11 protein-coding genes are annotated in these 15,591 nt (G+C 67.6%); 3 read left to right on the top strand and 8 right to left on the bottom strand.

Annotated features, from left to right (window positions below):
* Window positions 1-44: 44 nt before the first annotated feature.
* Window positions 45-1,274, bottom strand: a complete 1,230-nt coding sequence (gene frc, locus ACFYP5_RS21995; RefSeq protein WP_389038524.1) for a formyl-CoA transferase — start codon at window positions 1,272-1,274, stop codon at window positions 45-47.
* A 166-nt stretch (window positions 1,275-1,440) separates the two neighbouring features.
* On the opposite strand from frc, the gene ACFYP5_RS21990 reads away from it, so the two are divergent.
* Window positions 1,441-1,674, top strand: coding sequence for a hypothetical protein (locus ACFYP5_RS21990; RefSeq protein ID WP_389038521.1), 234 nt, complete (start codon window positions 1,441-1,443; stop codon window positions 1,672-1,674).
* A gap of 239 nt (window positions 1,675-1,913) precedes the next feature.
* Here ACFYP5_RS21990 and ACFYP5_RS21985 read toward each other — a convergent pair whose 3' ends face one another.
* The 4 genes from ACFYP5_RS21985 to ACFYP5_RS21970 form a co-directional block, all read right to left on the bottom strand.
* A complete protein-coding gene (locus ACFYP5_RS21985) occupies window positions 1,914-2,405 on the bottom strand; it encodes a transposase (protein WP_389038518.1) in 492 nt (163 codons plus the stop codon).
* Between the two features lie 36 nt (window positions 2,406-2,441).
* Window positions 2,442-4,643, bottom strand: coding sequence for an FUSC family protein (locus ACFYP5_RS21980; protein ID WP_389038688.1), 2,202 nt, complete (start codon window positions 4,641-4,643; stop codon window positions 2,442-2,444).
* 773 nt (window positions 4,644-5,416) lie between these two features.
* A complete protein-coding gene (locus ACFYP5_RS21975) occupies window positions 5,417-6,295 on the bottom strand; it encodes a class I SAM-dependent methyltransferase (protein ID WP_389038515.1) in 879 nt (292 codons plus the stop codon).
* Between the two features lie 136 nt (window positions 6,296-6,431).
* The gene (locus tag ACFYP5_RS21970) at window positions 6,432-7,025 is read right to left on the bottom strand and encodes a helix-turn-helix domain-containing protein (protein ID WP_389038512.1); all 594 of its coding nucleotides are present in this window, start codon (window positions 7,023-7,025) and stop codon (window positions 6,432-6,434) included.
* A 394-nt stretch (window positions 7,026-7,419) separates the two neighbouring features.
* On the opposite strand from ACFYP5_RS21970, the gene ACFYP5_RS21965 reads away from it, so the two are divergent.
* Window positions 7,420-8,622, top strand: coding sequence for a PP2C family protein-serine/threonine phosphatase (locus tag ACFYP5_RS21965; RefSeq protein ID WP_389038509.1), 1,203 nt, complete (start codon window positions 7,420-7,422; stop codon window positions 8,620-8,622).
* A 260-nt stretch (window positions 8,623-8,882) separates the two neighbouring features.
* On the opposite strand, the gene ACFYP5_RS21960 is transcribed toward ACFYP5_RS21965, so the two are convergent.
* Window positions 8,883-9,959, bottom strand: coding sequence for a protein kinase family protein (locus ACFYP5_RS21960; RefSeq protein ID WP_389038685.1), 1,077 nt, complete (start codon window positions 9,957-9,959; stop codon window positions 8,883-8,885).
* Between the two features lie 122 nt (window positions 9,960-10,081).
* Between ACFYP5_RS21960 and ACFYP5_RS21955 the strand changes: the two genes are divergently transcribed.
* Complete coding sequence (locus ACFYP5_RS21955; protein ID WP_389038507.1) at window positions 10,082-10,366, top strand: hypothetical protein; 285 nt, start codon at window positions 10,082-10,084, stop codon at window positions 10,364-10,366.
* A gap of 1,050 nt (window positions 10,367-11,416) precedes the next feature.
* Here the strand turns inward: ACFYP5_RS21955 and ACFYP5_RS21950 are convergent.
* Window positions 11,417-11,782: a DUF6300 family protein gene (locus tag ACFYP5_RS21950; RefSeq protein WP_389038504.1), complete on the bottom strand. Its 366-nt coding sequence runs from the start codon at window positions 11,780-11,782 to the stop codon at window positions 11,417-11,419.
* Window positions 11,764-15,357, bottom strand: a complete 3,594-nt coding sequence (dnaE, locus tag ACFYP5_RS21945; RefSeq protein ID WP_389038502.1) for a DNA polymerase III subunit alpha — start codon at window positions 15,355-15,357, stop codon at window positions 11,764-11,766. The genes ACFYP5_RS21950 and dnaE overlap by 19 nt, the downstream gene beginning before the upstream one ends.
* Window positions 15,358-15,591 lie beyond the last annotated feature (234 nt).

Here is a 15,591-nt window from a genome sequence, read left to right as displayed (position 1 = left end):
ACAGCACGTACGCACGAACACACCGTCGGCCGGTCCGAGCGGCATCAGATCACCCCGCCAGTCCGCAACAGGGCCAATTCGTCCTCACTGAGGCCCAGTTCACCGACGAAGATCTCTTCGTTGTGCTCGCCGAGCAACGGCGAGCTGGTGATGTCGACAGGGGAATCGGAGAGCTTGAGCGGGGAGCCGACGGTGGTGAACGTGCCGCGCTCCGGGTGCTCCACCCGGACGACCATTTCGTTGTCGGCCAGGGACTCGTCCTCGATGATCTCCTGGGTGGAGAGGATCGGGCCGCACGGGATGTTGTGGGCGTTGAGCTTCTGCAGGACGTCCCACTTGGGGAGCGTCGAGGTCCACTCCTCGATCAGCTGGAACATCTTGCCGAGTTTCGGAAGTCGCATCTCCGGGGTCGCCCACTCGGGGTCATCCGCGAGCTCGGGCCGCCCGATCAGCTCGCTCAGCGGCTGCCAGCCGACCGGCTGCACGATCACGTACACATAGTCGTTGGGCCCGCCAGGTGCGCACCTCACGGCCCATCCGGGTTGCCCGCCGCCGCTCGCGTTGCCACTGCGCGGCACCTCGTCACCGAAGTCCTCGTTCGGATACTCGACCAACGGCCCGTGCTCCAGCCTCTGTTGGTCACGGAGTTTCACCCGGCACAGATTGAGCACGGCGTGCTGCATGGCCACGTTCACGCGCTGCCCATGCCCGGTGTTCTCGCGCTGGAAGAGGGCAGCCAGGATGCCGGCGACGGCGTGGATGCCGGTTCCGGAGTCACCGATCTGCGCACCGGTCGCCAGCGGCGGACCGTCCTCGAAGCCGGTGGTGGACATCGAACCGCCCATGGCCTGGGCGACGACCTCGTACGCCTTGAAGTTGGTGTACGGACCCTCACCGAATCCCTTGATGGAGGCATAGACGACCTTCGGGTTGATCTCCTGGATCCGTTCCCAGGTGAACCCCATCCGGTCGACGGCGCCGGGCCCGAAGTTCTCCACCATCACATCCGAGCGCCGGATCAGCTCGGTCAGCAGCTCCTTGCCGCGTTCCGTCTTGGTGTTGAGAGTGATGCTCCGCTTGTTGCAGTTGAGCATCGTGAAGTACAGGGAGTCGACGTCCGGTAGGTCGCGCAGCTGCTTGCGCGTGATGTCGCCGGTCAGCGCCTCCACCTTGATGACGTCCGCGCCGAGCCACGCGAGGAGCTGGGTGGCCGAGGGCCCGGATTGCACGTGCGTCATGTCCAGAACTCGGATGCCTTCCAGTGCCTTTGCCATGGCCGTCCTCACCTCGCTGATGTGTCGTGTCGTCGGGTTCGGGCTGGAGGAACACGGTCGTGCGGCGGCCCCGGCCCCCGCACGCACTCCCTGCGCGACGACGGCAGTCGTCACGCCTGTACACCTCCACACTGTAGATTGCATACCGTATGGAGTCGCCATCATCGTGGCCGCAGCGGGCGTCGTTGTCCAGAGTCCGTACGCGATTCCGCGCGGAACCGTCGAACGGCACCGAAGTCTCCCGGTGGCGAACCATCGTTCGCAGCACCCGCGCAAAGATTCAGCGGACGGCGAGCCGGCGGCCTTCGCGACGAGGACGGAAATCGTCGCCGTGCTCAACCCGGACGTCGAGCTCGCCGATCTGGCCGAAGACATCTCGGAGATCGGCTACCCCGCCTGAGTCGGCACGCCGCTCAGCACCACGATCAGCCAGCAACTGCCTTCCCGCTGAGCGCCCCGGCTCGGCTCCCTCCACGCGGAAGCCGGCGCGCGTCCGGCTCGGCTGCACCTGATTCTCGGCGGACCGGCAACCTGATCAGAACGATGACAGCCTGAGCACGCAGCTGGGAACTGTCCGGGCGATCACATCCCGATGGCATGCCAAGCGCTCCTGCTACGACGTCCTCGGTGGGGTTCGCCTCAATGGAAGCGAGCAGATGGTCGTACTTCACGGCGTTCCAGGAGAGTGAGCAAGATGCACTGAATCCTCTTCGCGAAGCGGTCTTCGCCCGCGACGCCGAGTGCTACCGGGAAGTGGAAGACGGTGCCGGATGCATCGACGCCGCAGGGGCCGGTGCGGGCGCCAGCCGCATGCTGGTGCGGCCCGGACGATGGTCGAGTCGACCGAGATGTCCAGTCGATCTCCCCGGCCGCGTCGGCCTCAGTCTGGACCTGCTGGAGCAGGCGTCCCCAGGTTCCATCGGCCGACCACAGCCGGTGGCGTTCGTAGACGGTCTTCCACGGACCGAGCCGCTCGGGCAGCTCACGCCCCGGCACCCCGGTCCGAACTCGATGCAGAATCCCGTCGATCAGCTGACGGTGGTCCCGCCACCTGCCACACCGCCGGTTGCTGACCGGCAGGAACGGCAGCAGCCGTGCCCACTCGCCATCGGCCAGATCACCCCGCCCCATGGTCACATCAACGACCCGGACATGGCGTCGGCCCGGCTACGCGCTCCCGCCCCGGGACGACGCCCGGTCGGGTGTGGCGACAGACAGCACCCCGAGGGGGCGGGCCAGTCCGATCAACCCTTCGTCCAGGCGCTGCAGATGCCGCAGGACTCGGTCCGTGACCCGGTCGTGCCGGGGGGTGCCGGGCGTGTCCGTCTCAAGCATGGAGGCCAGGCTCGCACCGGTCTCCACCGCGCCGTCGGTGTCGTCGTCCTCGACACGCGCGACGAGGACGTCGATGTTGTGGGCGATGCGCCGGCCTGCTCCCTTCAGGAGGGGGTCCGCGGCAACGCTCTTGCTGTTCGGGAGGAGTTCGGCCGTCGCCGCCAGCGAACGCGCGTGGTAGGCACACGTCTCCAGCAGCGCCACGACGTAGCGAGCGGTCTGACGGCGGGTCCGCAGCGGAGTGATCGGGTGGGTCAGCGGTTGCGTCGAGGACCGCAGGTCCTCCATTGCCGTATCGAGCTCCCGGGCCATGTCCAGCAGATCGCGCGCGGGCCCGCCGCTCAGCTGCTCCACCGCGGCGTCGGTGACCACACCGAGCCGGGTCAGCACGGTGCCCAGGAGTTCGTCGGTACGGCGATCGGTGTGCACCGGCAGGATCACGGCCGCAGCGATCACACCGCAGGCGGCGCCCAGGGCGGTCTCCTCGATGCGCAGGACGAGCACCGCGGAGCTGTAGGCGTTGAGCAGGGTGTACAGCAACCCCAGTGCCGCCGTGACGAAGAAGGACATCAGGGCGTACGACAGCGGCGCCGTGAAGAACATGGCGAAGACGAACAGAAGCACGAGTGCGAACGCCGTCCAGGTGTGGTGGCCCACCAGCCCCGCCAGGCCGACACCGGCGACGACGCCGAGAACCGTGCCCAACAGCCGACGGTAGCCCTTGACCAGGATCTCCCCGGTGGACGCCGTGTTCAGGAAGACGACCCAGCAGGTCAGCACCGCCCAGTACCAGCGTTGACTGGAGAGGAACTCCCCGCCCACGATGGCCAGCGCCGAACCCACCGACACCTGGACCGCGGCACGCGTCGTGGGACGCTCCAGCCCCTTCCGGACATCTTCGACAGGCTCGGTCTCCTCGGCCTGTGCGATGGCGACGTCCTCGGCCTCCAGTTCCTCGCGCGAACGCGTCGTCGCAGGCGTGTCGTCGGACTCGTCCTGGGGGCCGTCAAGAGCCATCCGCAGGCCCATGACACCACGCGCCGCCTCCCCGATGCCGCGGAAGACGTCCTGGACGGGGACCGAGGCGCGCGGCAGGTTCTCCTCGTCCCGATAGCCGAGCAGCCTGTTGCGCAGGTGGGCCACCGCGGCGCCGCGATTGTTCGAGGCCGGGCGGGCGACGAGCAGGCGCAACGCGTTGAGATCACGGCGCAACGTCGCGGTGATGTCGTCCTGTTTCCGCAGCTGGTTGCCGGGCGCCGGCGCGGGCGCGTGCGGCAGATGAAGCGTGAGCGTATCGGCGCGTTCGGAGCTGCGCGCGGTGAGGACGAGTACGCCGAGCCGCTCGGCGGCGATCTCGGCGTCGGCGACACGGCGCTGGACGAGCAAGGCGGTGGCGCTGTCGCTGGTGCCCTCCTCCAGCCGCCCCTGGATCATCATCGCGCTCTGATGGAGGCGCGCGGTGTGCCGGCGTACGTCCTCCAGCGCCTTCTCGACGTGATCCGGCCCCGCGACGAGCAACTCGGTCTGGGCGGACACCAGTTGGGCGAGGCGTGCGCGGAAGGCCTCGCGCAGTCGCAGCAGAATGCGTTCGGGCGTCTCGACAACCAGGCCGAACCGCACGACCGCGCTGCAGACGAACGCGACCACCAGCGTTCCGCACAGCCCAGGCAACGCGGAGACCGCGGCCCCGACGAACAGGGACACGAAATAGATCTGAAACCCGATGAGCCCCAGGGCCGTACCGCGATCACCGAACCGGCGACTGTAGACCGCGGCGAAGATGAAGGCGAGGAAGACGAGGTCGCCCGCGACGACCCGGGTGCTCAACAGCGCTCCCAGTGACATCGCCACGAGCGCCACGGGCAGGCCGAGCGCGAGCGTGATGGCCTGTTCTCGCCGCTGCTTCTCCTTGATGGCGAAGGTCGCGACCATGGCCGAGATGGCACCGGCCACCATGTGGCTCACATCGGCCTTGAGCAACGCGAGGACCGCGAGCGTGAGCGCGATTGCGCCGACTGTCCGCAGGCCGGCCATCAGCCGCAACAGTCCGGGATCGGAGGCCGAGAACCGGTCCCAGATCCTCGTCCGGCTCGCCCGTGTCACTGTCCTCACCCTGCCGCTTTCTCCGCTCGCCACCGTAAACCGGAAGTTCCAGCATGGCACGCGTCACCCCCGGCCCTGGCCCCGCCGTCCCGCGGGAGTGATCAAGCGGTTGTGTGTGCACGCCGGACGAGATGGGTGGTGTCCGGGATCCGTCCCTCGTACTCACGGGTCCTCAGGTCCTCGTCGGCCGGATCCCGATCGGTGGAGTGCGTGAACTTGCCGCCGCCGGGGGTGCTCAGAGCACCTTCATGGGTTGGCTGAGGGGTGAGCGGTGCCACGCGGCGGTGTCCGCGCCGTCGAGAGGGATGACCCGCGCCGTGGCGCCGGCGGTCGCGATCACCGTTTCGTCCGAGGTCGGACAGCGAAGCTTCCCGGACGCCGATCGGTGGGCTTCGCCGGTCGACGACGGTCTGCTGCGCCGGCAGCTGTCCGAGGGCGCAGACATGGTGCGGATACTGCCCACGCAAAGGTGGCGCAGATGCGGGGGCAGTCGGCCGGTGTGTGCCGGCCGCGCCGCTCATGACGGTCGCCCAGGAGCGCAGAACGTGAAGCGGCCTCCCGGCACCTGTGAATCACCGTCACCACGGGGGGTGGGTCGGGACGGGAGGGATCCGCAGCAATCTGCGTCCCGGCGCCCGAGCGTCTCCCGGACAAGGCGAACTGCCCTCTGACCGGTCGGCCCCCGCCGCGTGAGAACGCGCCGCTCAGGTGCGTCGTGCTGCCCATACGGTGCGTTCGGTGCGTACCGTCAGGTCGTCGCGGCGCAGTACGCTACGGGGGCTGTCGGTATTGAGCAGCTGGTCGAGAGCGGCCAGGTCTTCAGCTGTCAGTGCCTCGGCGGCGCTGCCGCGCATGCGGCGCAGGCTGCCGAGTGCGTAGCGGCCGACCGCCTCGGTGTGGGGCGGGCCGAGGTTCACGGTGATGGTGCGCTCGCCCTCGACGCTGAAGCCCGCGGCGGTCAGCTTGGCCCCCCAGTCCGCGCCGCGGTGCGGCATGTGTTCGGCATGGTGACGATCGAGTGCGGCATGGCAGCGTTCCTCGAGGCCGGGCCGGTCCTCTGGGGCGTCCTCGGGCAGGAATCGCGGGAAGCCTGCCAGTTCGACGACTGCGAACAGTCCGCCTGGCGCCAGCGTGTCGTGGACCTGGCGCAGGGTGCGGTCGGGGTCGGCCATGTGGTGCATGGAGGCCGATGCCCACACGAGATCGGGGGTGCCGAGATCGGGCCAGGCAGTGTCGAGGTCGGCCTCAACGATATGCACCCGGTCGGCCAGGCCTTCCGACTTGGCCTTCTCGAGCAGGCGGTGCAGGTGGCTGGTCGAGGTGTCGACGGCGGTCACCTCGGCATCGGGGAAGCGCTTGCGCAGTGCGAGAGTGCCTGCTCCGGTCCCGCTGCCCAGGTCCACGATGTGACGGGGGGTGGCATTGACAGGCAGCCATGCGGTGATGGAGGCGATGTGCTCTGCAAGCACTTCCGCATCGAGGTCGAGGATCTCCGCCTGGTCGTAGGCGTCGTGCTGTTGTCCGTGCTGGTGGACCGAGTGCGCGCCGTGGTCGTGCGCCGCATGCGGGGAGGTGTGCGTCATGGCACCCACGCTAAGAGGATCAGAGGCGTGCGGCACGGTTGCTTTCCGAATACGCAAGACGATGGCTGCTTGGACTGCTGAACAGGCAAGCGGCTCTCGACCTGCGGCCAGGAGGGCCGGCTGCGCGGCGCGCACATCATTGCGCCGGGCGGCCGGCGTCCCCTGTGCTCTCGCCGCCTTGGTGCCCGCGCCGGGCATCGCGGTCGAAGATGCCCAGGATCTCGCACGGGCCGCCCTCTGCGCCGATGGCATGCGGAAGCATGGTGGGGAACTCCGCGGCCTGATTGGTCTCTACGCGAAAGCGGCGGTTGCCCAGGAGCAGGATCGCGGTGCCGGAGAGGACGACGAGCCATTCATGGCCAGGATGGGCACGCATACGCGAGGGGCTGTCGGGTGGCGGATCCGTCATCCGCTGACGTACGACCGTCATGCCCGGGTCCGCCCGGACGGGCCACCGCATCTGCTGGTGGGCCGCGTCGATCATCGGGCTGGAGATGACATCGTCCGTGGCCGTCTCGACGAGCTGATCGAGCGAGGTGTCCAGGGCGCGGGCGAGGGTGACGAGCTGGTCCAGAGCAAGGCGGCGCTGACCGGTCTCGATCCTACTGAGTGTGGAGGGACTGAGCCGGGCTCGGGCGGCCAGGTCGTCGAGCGACCAGCCCTGCGCCACCCGCAGCGCGCGGATCCGTTTGCGTACCAGGCTGTCGAGCTCACCGTCACCTTGCGTCATGAGCAAGATTATATGCCCGATACGCAAAGCAAGCGGAGCGTGAACGCGTGAGGGGGCACGCGACGACAGCTACGCCACCTCTCTGCGCTCAGGGCCCCCGAATACGACCGGCCTGAGGACGCCCCTCCGAATTGCGAGGCACCGCATTCGACGCCGCGCGCTGATCCACCAGGGACTACGGGACAGCCCTGAGACGTGAGCGTGGAATCAGGGAGGCCCGCCTCCGTACGGCGAACCGGCCCCAGGGAGAGGGGACGGACCATGACGTGCCTGCCGGCTCGCAGCCGCGACGGCAGGCATGTGCGGCCGACAGGCGACCACGGCAGCCCAACAGCATACTGAACAAAGGGAGCACGAATAGCGGACTCGATCGCCAACGTGTCCGGGGTGTGCCGTGAGAGAACCGGGGATCGACTACCACGCCATCTTCGAGGCGTCACCCAGCGCAATGCTGGTGCTCAATAGCGAGTTCGTCATTCTGGACGCGAACCCGTCTTATCAAGGCCTGGTCTGCCGCACCCGCGGCGAGCTCGTGGACCAGTACGTGTTCGACGCCTTCCCACAGGACGACGAATCCGAAATAGGCGACCTGAAGGCGTCACTGCGCCGGGTGCTGGAGAGCCGCGACCAGGACGTTGCGGGCCCCATCCGCCACGACTTGGAGGAACTCGATCGGCCGGGAGTGTTCGCGGAGCGCTACTGGAGCCCGATCAACGCCCCCGTCCTGGACTCCGAAGGACAGGTCGCGCTGATCGTGCACCGCCTCGAGGAAATCACCGACCTCGTCCGCGCCGGCGGCCCGGACGTCGATCACCGGCGTCGCCAGATGAAACTCGAGCTGTACGCGCGCTCCCGCGAGTTGCAGCAGGTCAACGAGCGACTGCGTCAGACCAACGCCCGCGAACGCCAAATCGCCCTCGCGCTCCAGGACTCGATGCTGCCCGCCCCCCAGGCCCTCGCCCACCACCAGGCAGCGGTCCGCTACCGCCCCGCGCTCCACACCCTCAACGTCTGTGGGGACTGGTACGACGTGACCCAGCTCCCCAACGGCAAGTACGGCGTGGCCGTCGGCGACGTCGTCGGGCACGGTCTGGCCGCGGCGGGCGTCATGGGCCAGCTGCGCAGCGCTCTCAGCGCCGCCATCCGCGTCGTGGACGGCCCCGCATCGGCACTCGACGGACTCGACATGTACGCCCGTTCCGTGGCCGGTGCCCTGTCCACCACCGCGGTGCAGACCATCATCGCCTGGGCCGACCACCGCATCACCTACAGCAGCGCCGGCCACCCGCCCCCGGCCCTGGCCGACCCCGACGGCACCGTGCGCTTCCTGGACCAGGCGACCGACCCGCCGTTGGGGGCCAGCCTCGATCACACCCCCCGGCCCCAGGCCTCCACCACCTACGCCGACGGCGCCACCCTCGTCCTGTACACCGACGGGCTGATCGAGCGCCGCGGGGAGGACATCGACCAAGGCCTGCAGCGCCTCGCCGACCACCTCGCTCGCCATCGCAACGGTGAGGTGGAGGCACTGGCGGATGCACTCATCGACCTCAGCTACGCCACGGATGACACGGCCGTGGTCGTCGTCCGCCTGTGACCTGGCCGCTGCCCGTCGGCCGGGACCAAATGACAATACTGTCCGCGGCGGTGTCGCCCTGCTGGACACCATGGGCCGATCTGTGGGTGGGGGCACAGCAACCCGGTGATGGGCCGGTGCCGTGCCGGCCGGCAGCCGAGGCCTTGAGCAAAGGCCGGGGGGCCGAGGCCCGGACTCGTCCCGATGAGCACGGCACGCACGGCGTGCCCCGACAGAGGCGTCTGGCCCTGCCGGCGAACGCCGGCCGATCCCGCCTGCCCCTACCCCGCCGAACGGCCACCCGGCCTGACCCGTTCGATGTCGGCTGCCGGGTAGGACGTCCGTTTGCTCACCGTCAGCAGGCGGCGGTGGAACCCGTCCAGCACAACGGCAGCCCGGGCGTGCCGGTCGATGATCGCGGCGATCGCGGGCGGGACTCCCTCGGGCCTTTCACCTGCGATCCAGTTGTGCAGAAACCCCTCGTGCTCGACCTTGCCGCGCACGCCGTCGGGTAGATGATGGCGCAGCAGATGGTTCGCGATGTAGCAGCTGTCGTACGTGAGATGAGCGGTGAGGAACTCGACTTCCTGCTGCGAGAGTTCGAACCCGGAGCTCAGGGCGAGACCGAAGTCCGCGAAGTAGATCAACCGGCCGTCGGTCAAGACGTTGTCGAAGTGGGCGTCGAAGTGCACGAGCCCGCGGGAGCTCATGAAGGCGGCACCGCGCGTCAGGACTTCCTCCGCCCACGCGTACGTCGGGCCCTCCTCGCCTTCCGGAGTGGCCTTCCGTCGATCACCCAGCCACTCGGCAAGTGTGTGCGGGACGTGTTCCAGGAAGAACACAAGGCTGAAGGAGGACCGACCGATGGCCTCCAGCCGCTCACGCACGGCTGACGTGCCCTCCCAGTGCGCGACAGCCCCGTCGATGCCCCCGAAAGCGTCGGCGAATCCCTGCGGTGGGGAGTCCGGCAGGACTCGCCAGTGGTACATCAGTGGAAAGCCCTCGTACTCGTTGCCGAGGACCCAGTTGGTGGTCATCGTGTGCACAGCCAGCTCGCGCCAGGCCCCGAAGCCGGCTGAGCCCGCCCCGTACTGATAGAACGTCGGCAGACCGAAGTGGTTCGCCGTCGACCGTAGGTTCTCCGGCCGCATCTCGATGTCCGTCAGAGGGACTCGCTTGACGAAGACTCGGGTCCCGCCGACCCTGAGCTCCGCCGATCTGCCCCCGATGCCGGATCCGAGAGGGGTGGCAGCCGCCACGACTTCGCGTAGTCGATAGTCGCTGAGCAGCGACAGGTGCGTGGAGACGGATCCGTAGGTGGCCAGGCGTGCGTCATACCGCGGGTCCGGCTGGTCCATCAACAACTCCCCCGAACCATCGACGTCATCGATCTGGCGCATGTGAACTACCCTATCTCTGGCGGCCGGCCGGCCTTCTGACCGGTGTCTCACGGCCCGACGAACCAAGAAGTCTCGACGGTATGACGCCGACGGTCCCCGGCGACCAGCCGCTGCGCCGGATACCCGAGTGCGCGACGGAGATGGCGGATCCCAGCCTCGTGGCCCGTGCGCCTCACGACATGCCCATGGCCGGGGGCTCGGATGCGTCCGGAATCGTTCGCACCGCGCTCCGCCGTGACCGCCGCGCTCTGCTGATCGACCTGAACGGGGGCCGTCGCATGCGACGGCCCCCGTTGCTGCTGCCCGTCGGGTCCGGGATGCCGGCCCCCGGACGGTCGGCGGGATCGCGCCGCTACCCGGCGTAGGTCTCGTACTCGGCGATCTTCGGCGTGCCCGTCGAGCTGACGATCTCGAAGGTGATCTTGCTCAGCGAGGTCCGGGGGACCGCAGGCACTCCCCCACCGACGATGGCGACCGCGCGACGTCACCAGAAGCGCCAAGCCATACGTGACCGCCCCCACCGTTCTCATATTGGGCATGTTCTGGCGTTCCGGCAACGCAGCGAGGTGCCGCACCTGTCGTCGCGCGCCCGCCAGGGATTACGGGACATCCCTCTCAGGCCGTGTCTCGAAAACAGATCTTGGCCGCGTGACGATCTCGGCACGTGCCGACGGTGTCGCCGGCCCGTCAGCCGCCGAGTCCTCCGCTGCCGAAAGCCCCACCGTTGTCATCCTTGTGTGCGTCCCTCGGCGAAGAGGGCCGGTTGATCTCATACGGGGTGAGACCTTCGCCGAAATCATCTGCATCCCTCAGAGTCCGCAGGCTTCGGGAGGAACGCTCGGCCCGTGGTCCCTGCTGTCGTGCTCGAGACCGACGGCGCGCGTCCCACCAGAGGAGGCCGAGCAGAACAGCGACCACGACCACTGCTATGCAGACGGGGAAAATCCAGCGCACAGCCGAGGCGGCCACTGTGATGTCACTGATGGGCACCTGGCTCAAAGGGTGGCTCATCTGACTCACGTCCTTCCGGAGCGGATGCCACCGCTCACAAAGCGAGGCAGAGGCTTCCGCTCATTGGAGAGCCCGTGCGATGGCCGGAGCCGTGGAATCCGATCCCGCCGCCCCGGGCGGGATCAATATCGCGGGGCCCGCCTGAACTGGACGCCTGGCAAGTCTCAAGCTCACTGACAAGTCTACGGCGGGGAGGCTACGGGGGCCGCTCACCGCTCGCCCGGACGGAGCCTCACGGTGGCATACACCGCTGAGCGCTCCGCCGCATGGGTTCACCTGACAGTGAGCGAGCGCGGCGGCCCTCCGACCGGCTGCGCCTCGGCTGCCGCGCGAGGTGTCCTGCCCAGCCGCCGCACCCTCCCCGGCGGCCTGCGGGACCTCGGAGACGATGCTGCCGCATGTCGCTACAGCTCGCCTCGACGCCAGAGGTCCTCTTCGTAGGCAAGTGCCTGGGCAGCCGGCTGTCGCTGCCTCTGCACGTCCCCCCAGTCGCCGGCCAGGTCGGCGAAGGCCGAGAGGTTCCCCTGCGTCACCATGTCGTCGACAGCGAACAGCGCGAGCAGTTCCGCGGCAGCAGGATCCATGGCGTCGCAGCTCGAGCACAGCAGCGAGGCGCGCACGCCTTCCACATCCTGGTTCCGCCGGTTCTTCCAGGAATGGGGAAACGAGGCGAGCATCAGCCCTGGCCGGCTGCAGCGCCCGCAGTCAGGTACCCCGTCGACCTGGACCAACAGCGAGGGTTGCTCGTTTCTCACGCGACACCCAGCCATGCGTCGGTGCCGAAGGTTCCCTTGATGTCGGAGGCAACCGACGTGGGATCCACCTCGAAGCCCAGCTCGTACACCACCGTCTTCTCCGGTGTACGCACCTGAAGCCGGACAGGGCTCTCGCCCTTGTGCGCGGACAGAATCCGCTTGAGCTCCTGGACGGTGGGCTCGTTCACCCTGTGGGCGAGGAAGGAGAGCTGCACGGGTGGCCGGCCGCCGTGTTCGGCGGAGGACACGTCCAGGACCTGGATCTCTTGCCCGAAGATGCTGACGGCCCCGTCTCGGTCGTTGAGGCGCCCTTCGACCGAGACGACGCTGTCGGGGATCAGGGCGTGCTGAACCAGGTTGTACACGGCGGGGAAGAAGAGGATCTCCATCTCGCCGTCACGGTCGGCAAGGTTGATGATCGCCCAGGCGTTGCCCTGCTTGGTCACCCGTCGGTCGACGTTGGAGATCAGGCCGGACAGACGCACGACGCCCTCGGTACGGCCTGAACCGAGGAGTTCGCTGATGGTGGTGTCGCGGTTGCGGGAGAGGATGTGTTCCGTGCCGTCCAGCGGGTGCGCGGAGACGTACAGGCCGAGCATCTCTCGTTCGGTGGAGAGCAGTTGCTTGCGGGGCCATTCGTCTTCCCCGACAGGGAAGTCCAGACCGAAGCCGCTGTCGGGACCGGCGCTGTCGGCACCGAGGTCGGCGAAGAGATCGTCCTGGCCGTAGGCGGCTGCCTTCTTCACCGGGATGACGGAGTCGATGGCGTCCTCGTGCACGGCGGAGAGTCCCTTGCGGGTGTGGTTCAAGGAGTCGAACGACCCTGCCTTGATCAAGGACTCGACGGCCCGCTTGTTCAGGGCGGGCAGGTCGGCCTTGTCGAGGAAGTCCGCGAAGGAGGTGAACTTCCCCTTCGACTTGCGCGAGGCCACCAGCGACTCGATGACGTTCTCGCCGACGTTGCGGACGGACCGGAGCCCGAAGCGGACGTCGTCACCGACGGCTGTGAAGTTCGCTACCGACTCGTTGATGTCCGGCTGCAGCACCTGAACACCGAGCTTACGGGCGTCCGCGAGGTAGATCCCGGCCTTGTCCTTGTCATCACCCACGGAGGTGAGCAGGGCCGCCATGTACTCGGCCGGATAGTTGGCCTTGAGGTAGGCGGTCCAGTAGGAGACCAGCCCGTAGCCGGCGGTGTGGGACTTGTTGAATGCGTACCCGGAGAAGGGCAGCATGACGTCCCACAGCGCCTTGATGGACTCCTCGGAGTAACCGTTGCCCTGCATGCCCGCGTGGAATTTGTCCCACTCGGCTGCCAGGACCTCGGGCTTCTTCTTGCCCATCGCGCGGCGCAGGAGGTCTGCGCCGCCCAGGGTGTAGCCGGCCAGTTCCCGAGCGATGGCCATGATCTGCTCCTGGTAGATGAGCAGGTGGAACGTGTTGCCGAGGATGCCCTCCAGGGCATCCTTGAGTTCGGGGTGGATCGGTTCGATCTCCTGGCGGCCGGTCTTGCGGTGCGCGTAGTTGGTGTGCGCGTTGGCTGCCATGGGGCCTGGACGGTACAGGGCCAGGGCTGCCGCGATGTCTTCGAAGCGGGAAGGCTCCATCAGCTTCAGCAGGGTGCGCATGCCGCCGCCATCGAGCTGGAACACGCCGAAGGTGTCGCCACGGGCGAGGAGGTCGAACGTCTTCTTGTCATCCAGCGGGATGCCCTGGGCACCTCCCATGGGGACGGTGTCAGTGGTCAGGTTGACGCCGCGGTTCTCGCGGATGTTCTGGATGGCGTGGTCGATGACGCCCAGGTTCCGCAACCCCAGGAAGTCCATCTTGACCAGCCCCATGTCCTCGCAACTGGGGTAGTCGAAGCCGGTGATCTTGACGCCGTCCTTGGCGCGCATATGGAGCGGGATACGGTCGGTGAGCTTCGTCTTGGAGAGGATGACCGCGGCCGCGTGGACACCGGTGCCGCGGATCAGGCCCTCGACGCCCATGGCCCCGTCGACGACCTTCTTGACGTCCGGCTCGTTCTCATACAAGGCCCTGATCTCGCCTGCTTCTCCGTAGCGGGCGTGAGACGAGTCGAAGATCCCCGAAATGGGGATGCTCTTGCCCATTACGTCCGGCGGAAGCGCCTTGGTGATCCGCTCACCGTGGCTGAAGGGGTAACCCATCAGCCGTGAGGTGTCCTTGATCGCGTTCTTGGCCTTGAGCTTGCCGAAGGTGTTCACCATGGCGGTGTACTCGGTGCCGTACTTGTCGACGACGTAGCGCACCATCGCGTCGCGCTGGCGGTCGTCGAAGTCGAGGTCGACATCAGGGGGGTTGATGCGCTCAGGGTTGAGGAACCGCTCGAAGAGCAGACCGTGCTCCAGGGGGCACAGCTCGGTGATGCGGGTCGCGTAGGCGACGATCGAACCGGTTGCCGACCCGCGGCCCGGCCCGACGGGAATGTTGTTGTCACGGGCGTGCTGGACGATGTCGGCGACAACGAGGAAGTAGGAGGAGAAGCCCATGGGCCCGATGACCGTCATCTCGGTCTCGAACCGCTCCGTGACCTCATCGGGAATCGGAGAGCCGTAGCGCATCTCCAGGCCCTTGAGAACGTCCTTGCGCAGCCACGATTCCTGGGTCTCCCCCTCGGGGACGTCCGGGAACTGCGGCATCTCGTCCTCGGGTGCGAAAACCTCTTCGTAGGACTCGACACGTTCCGCGATCAGCAACGTGTTGTCGCACGCCTCGGGCAGCTCGGAGAACAGCTCCCGCATCTCCGCCGCGGTCTTGAGGTAGTAGCCGCTGCCGTTGAACCTGAACCGGTTCGGGTCGTCCTTGTTCTTCCCCACCCCGATGCACAGCAGGTTGTCGTGCGCATCCGAGTGCTCTTCCAGCACGTAGTGCGCGTCGTTCGTCGCCAGCAGCGGGATGCCGAGATCCTTGGCCAGGCGCAGCAGGTCGCCCCGTACGTTGCGCTCCAGGTCCAGGCCGTGGTCCATCAGCTCCAGGAAGTAGTTCTCCTTCCCGAAGATGTCCTGATATGCGCCGGCGACCTGCCGGGCCTCGTCGTACTGGTTCAGCCGCAGTCGGGTCTGGATCGCCCCCGAGGGACAACCGGTCGTCGCGATGATCCCCTCGGCATGATCGGAGATCAGCTCCATGTCCATACGCGGCTTGCCCGCCGGGAACTGCCCTGTGTAGGACGCCTCGGTCGACATGTAGAACAGGTTCCGCAGGCCCTGGACGTTCTGCGCCCACATCGTCATGTGGGTGAAGCGACCACCGCCGGAAACGTCCTTGGAGCCCTCGCCGTCGTCCGACATCGCCCGGACACCGCCGGGACCCCAGAACTCCTGCTTGCGGTTGCGCCGCGAGGACGGCGCGACGTACGCCTCGATTCCGATGATCGGCTTCACGTCGTCGTGCTTCTTGGCCACCTGTTGGAACTCGTAGGCTCCGAACATGTTGCCGTGATCACTCATCGCGATCGCCGGCATCTCCTGACGCGCGACCTCGGCGAACATCGGCCCAAGCCGTTGCGCACCATCGAGCATCGAGTATTCGGTGTGATTGTGCAGGTGAACAAAGCTGTCGGACACCGGGCAGGCACCTCCGAGGCGCTCGTGGAGAGCCCTCACCCTATCCCTGGGCCGGTCGCGGAAGGCGCTCTCCGACACGCGTCGACGGTGTCCACAAAGGGATCCGACGATGACCTCGGGCTATCACACAAAGTTGTCACCGAGCACCCTTGCGTCGCAGTTCCGGGCGGGGATCCTACGTCTCGTAGCGGCCCGCCGTGGCGGACGGAGGTGCGCCACGGCGGCGCCTGCTGC

This window comes from Streptomyces sp. NPDC005262 (genome assembly GCF_042872425.1).
Classification (GTDB): domain Bacteria; phylum Actinomycetota; class Actinomycetes; order Streptomycetales; family Streptomycetaceae; genus Streptomyces.
Note: the sequence above shows the minus strand (reverse complement) of the source record. Positions and strands in the feature narration are given on the sequence as shown.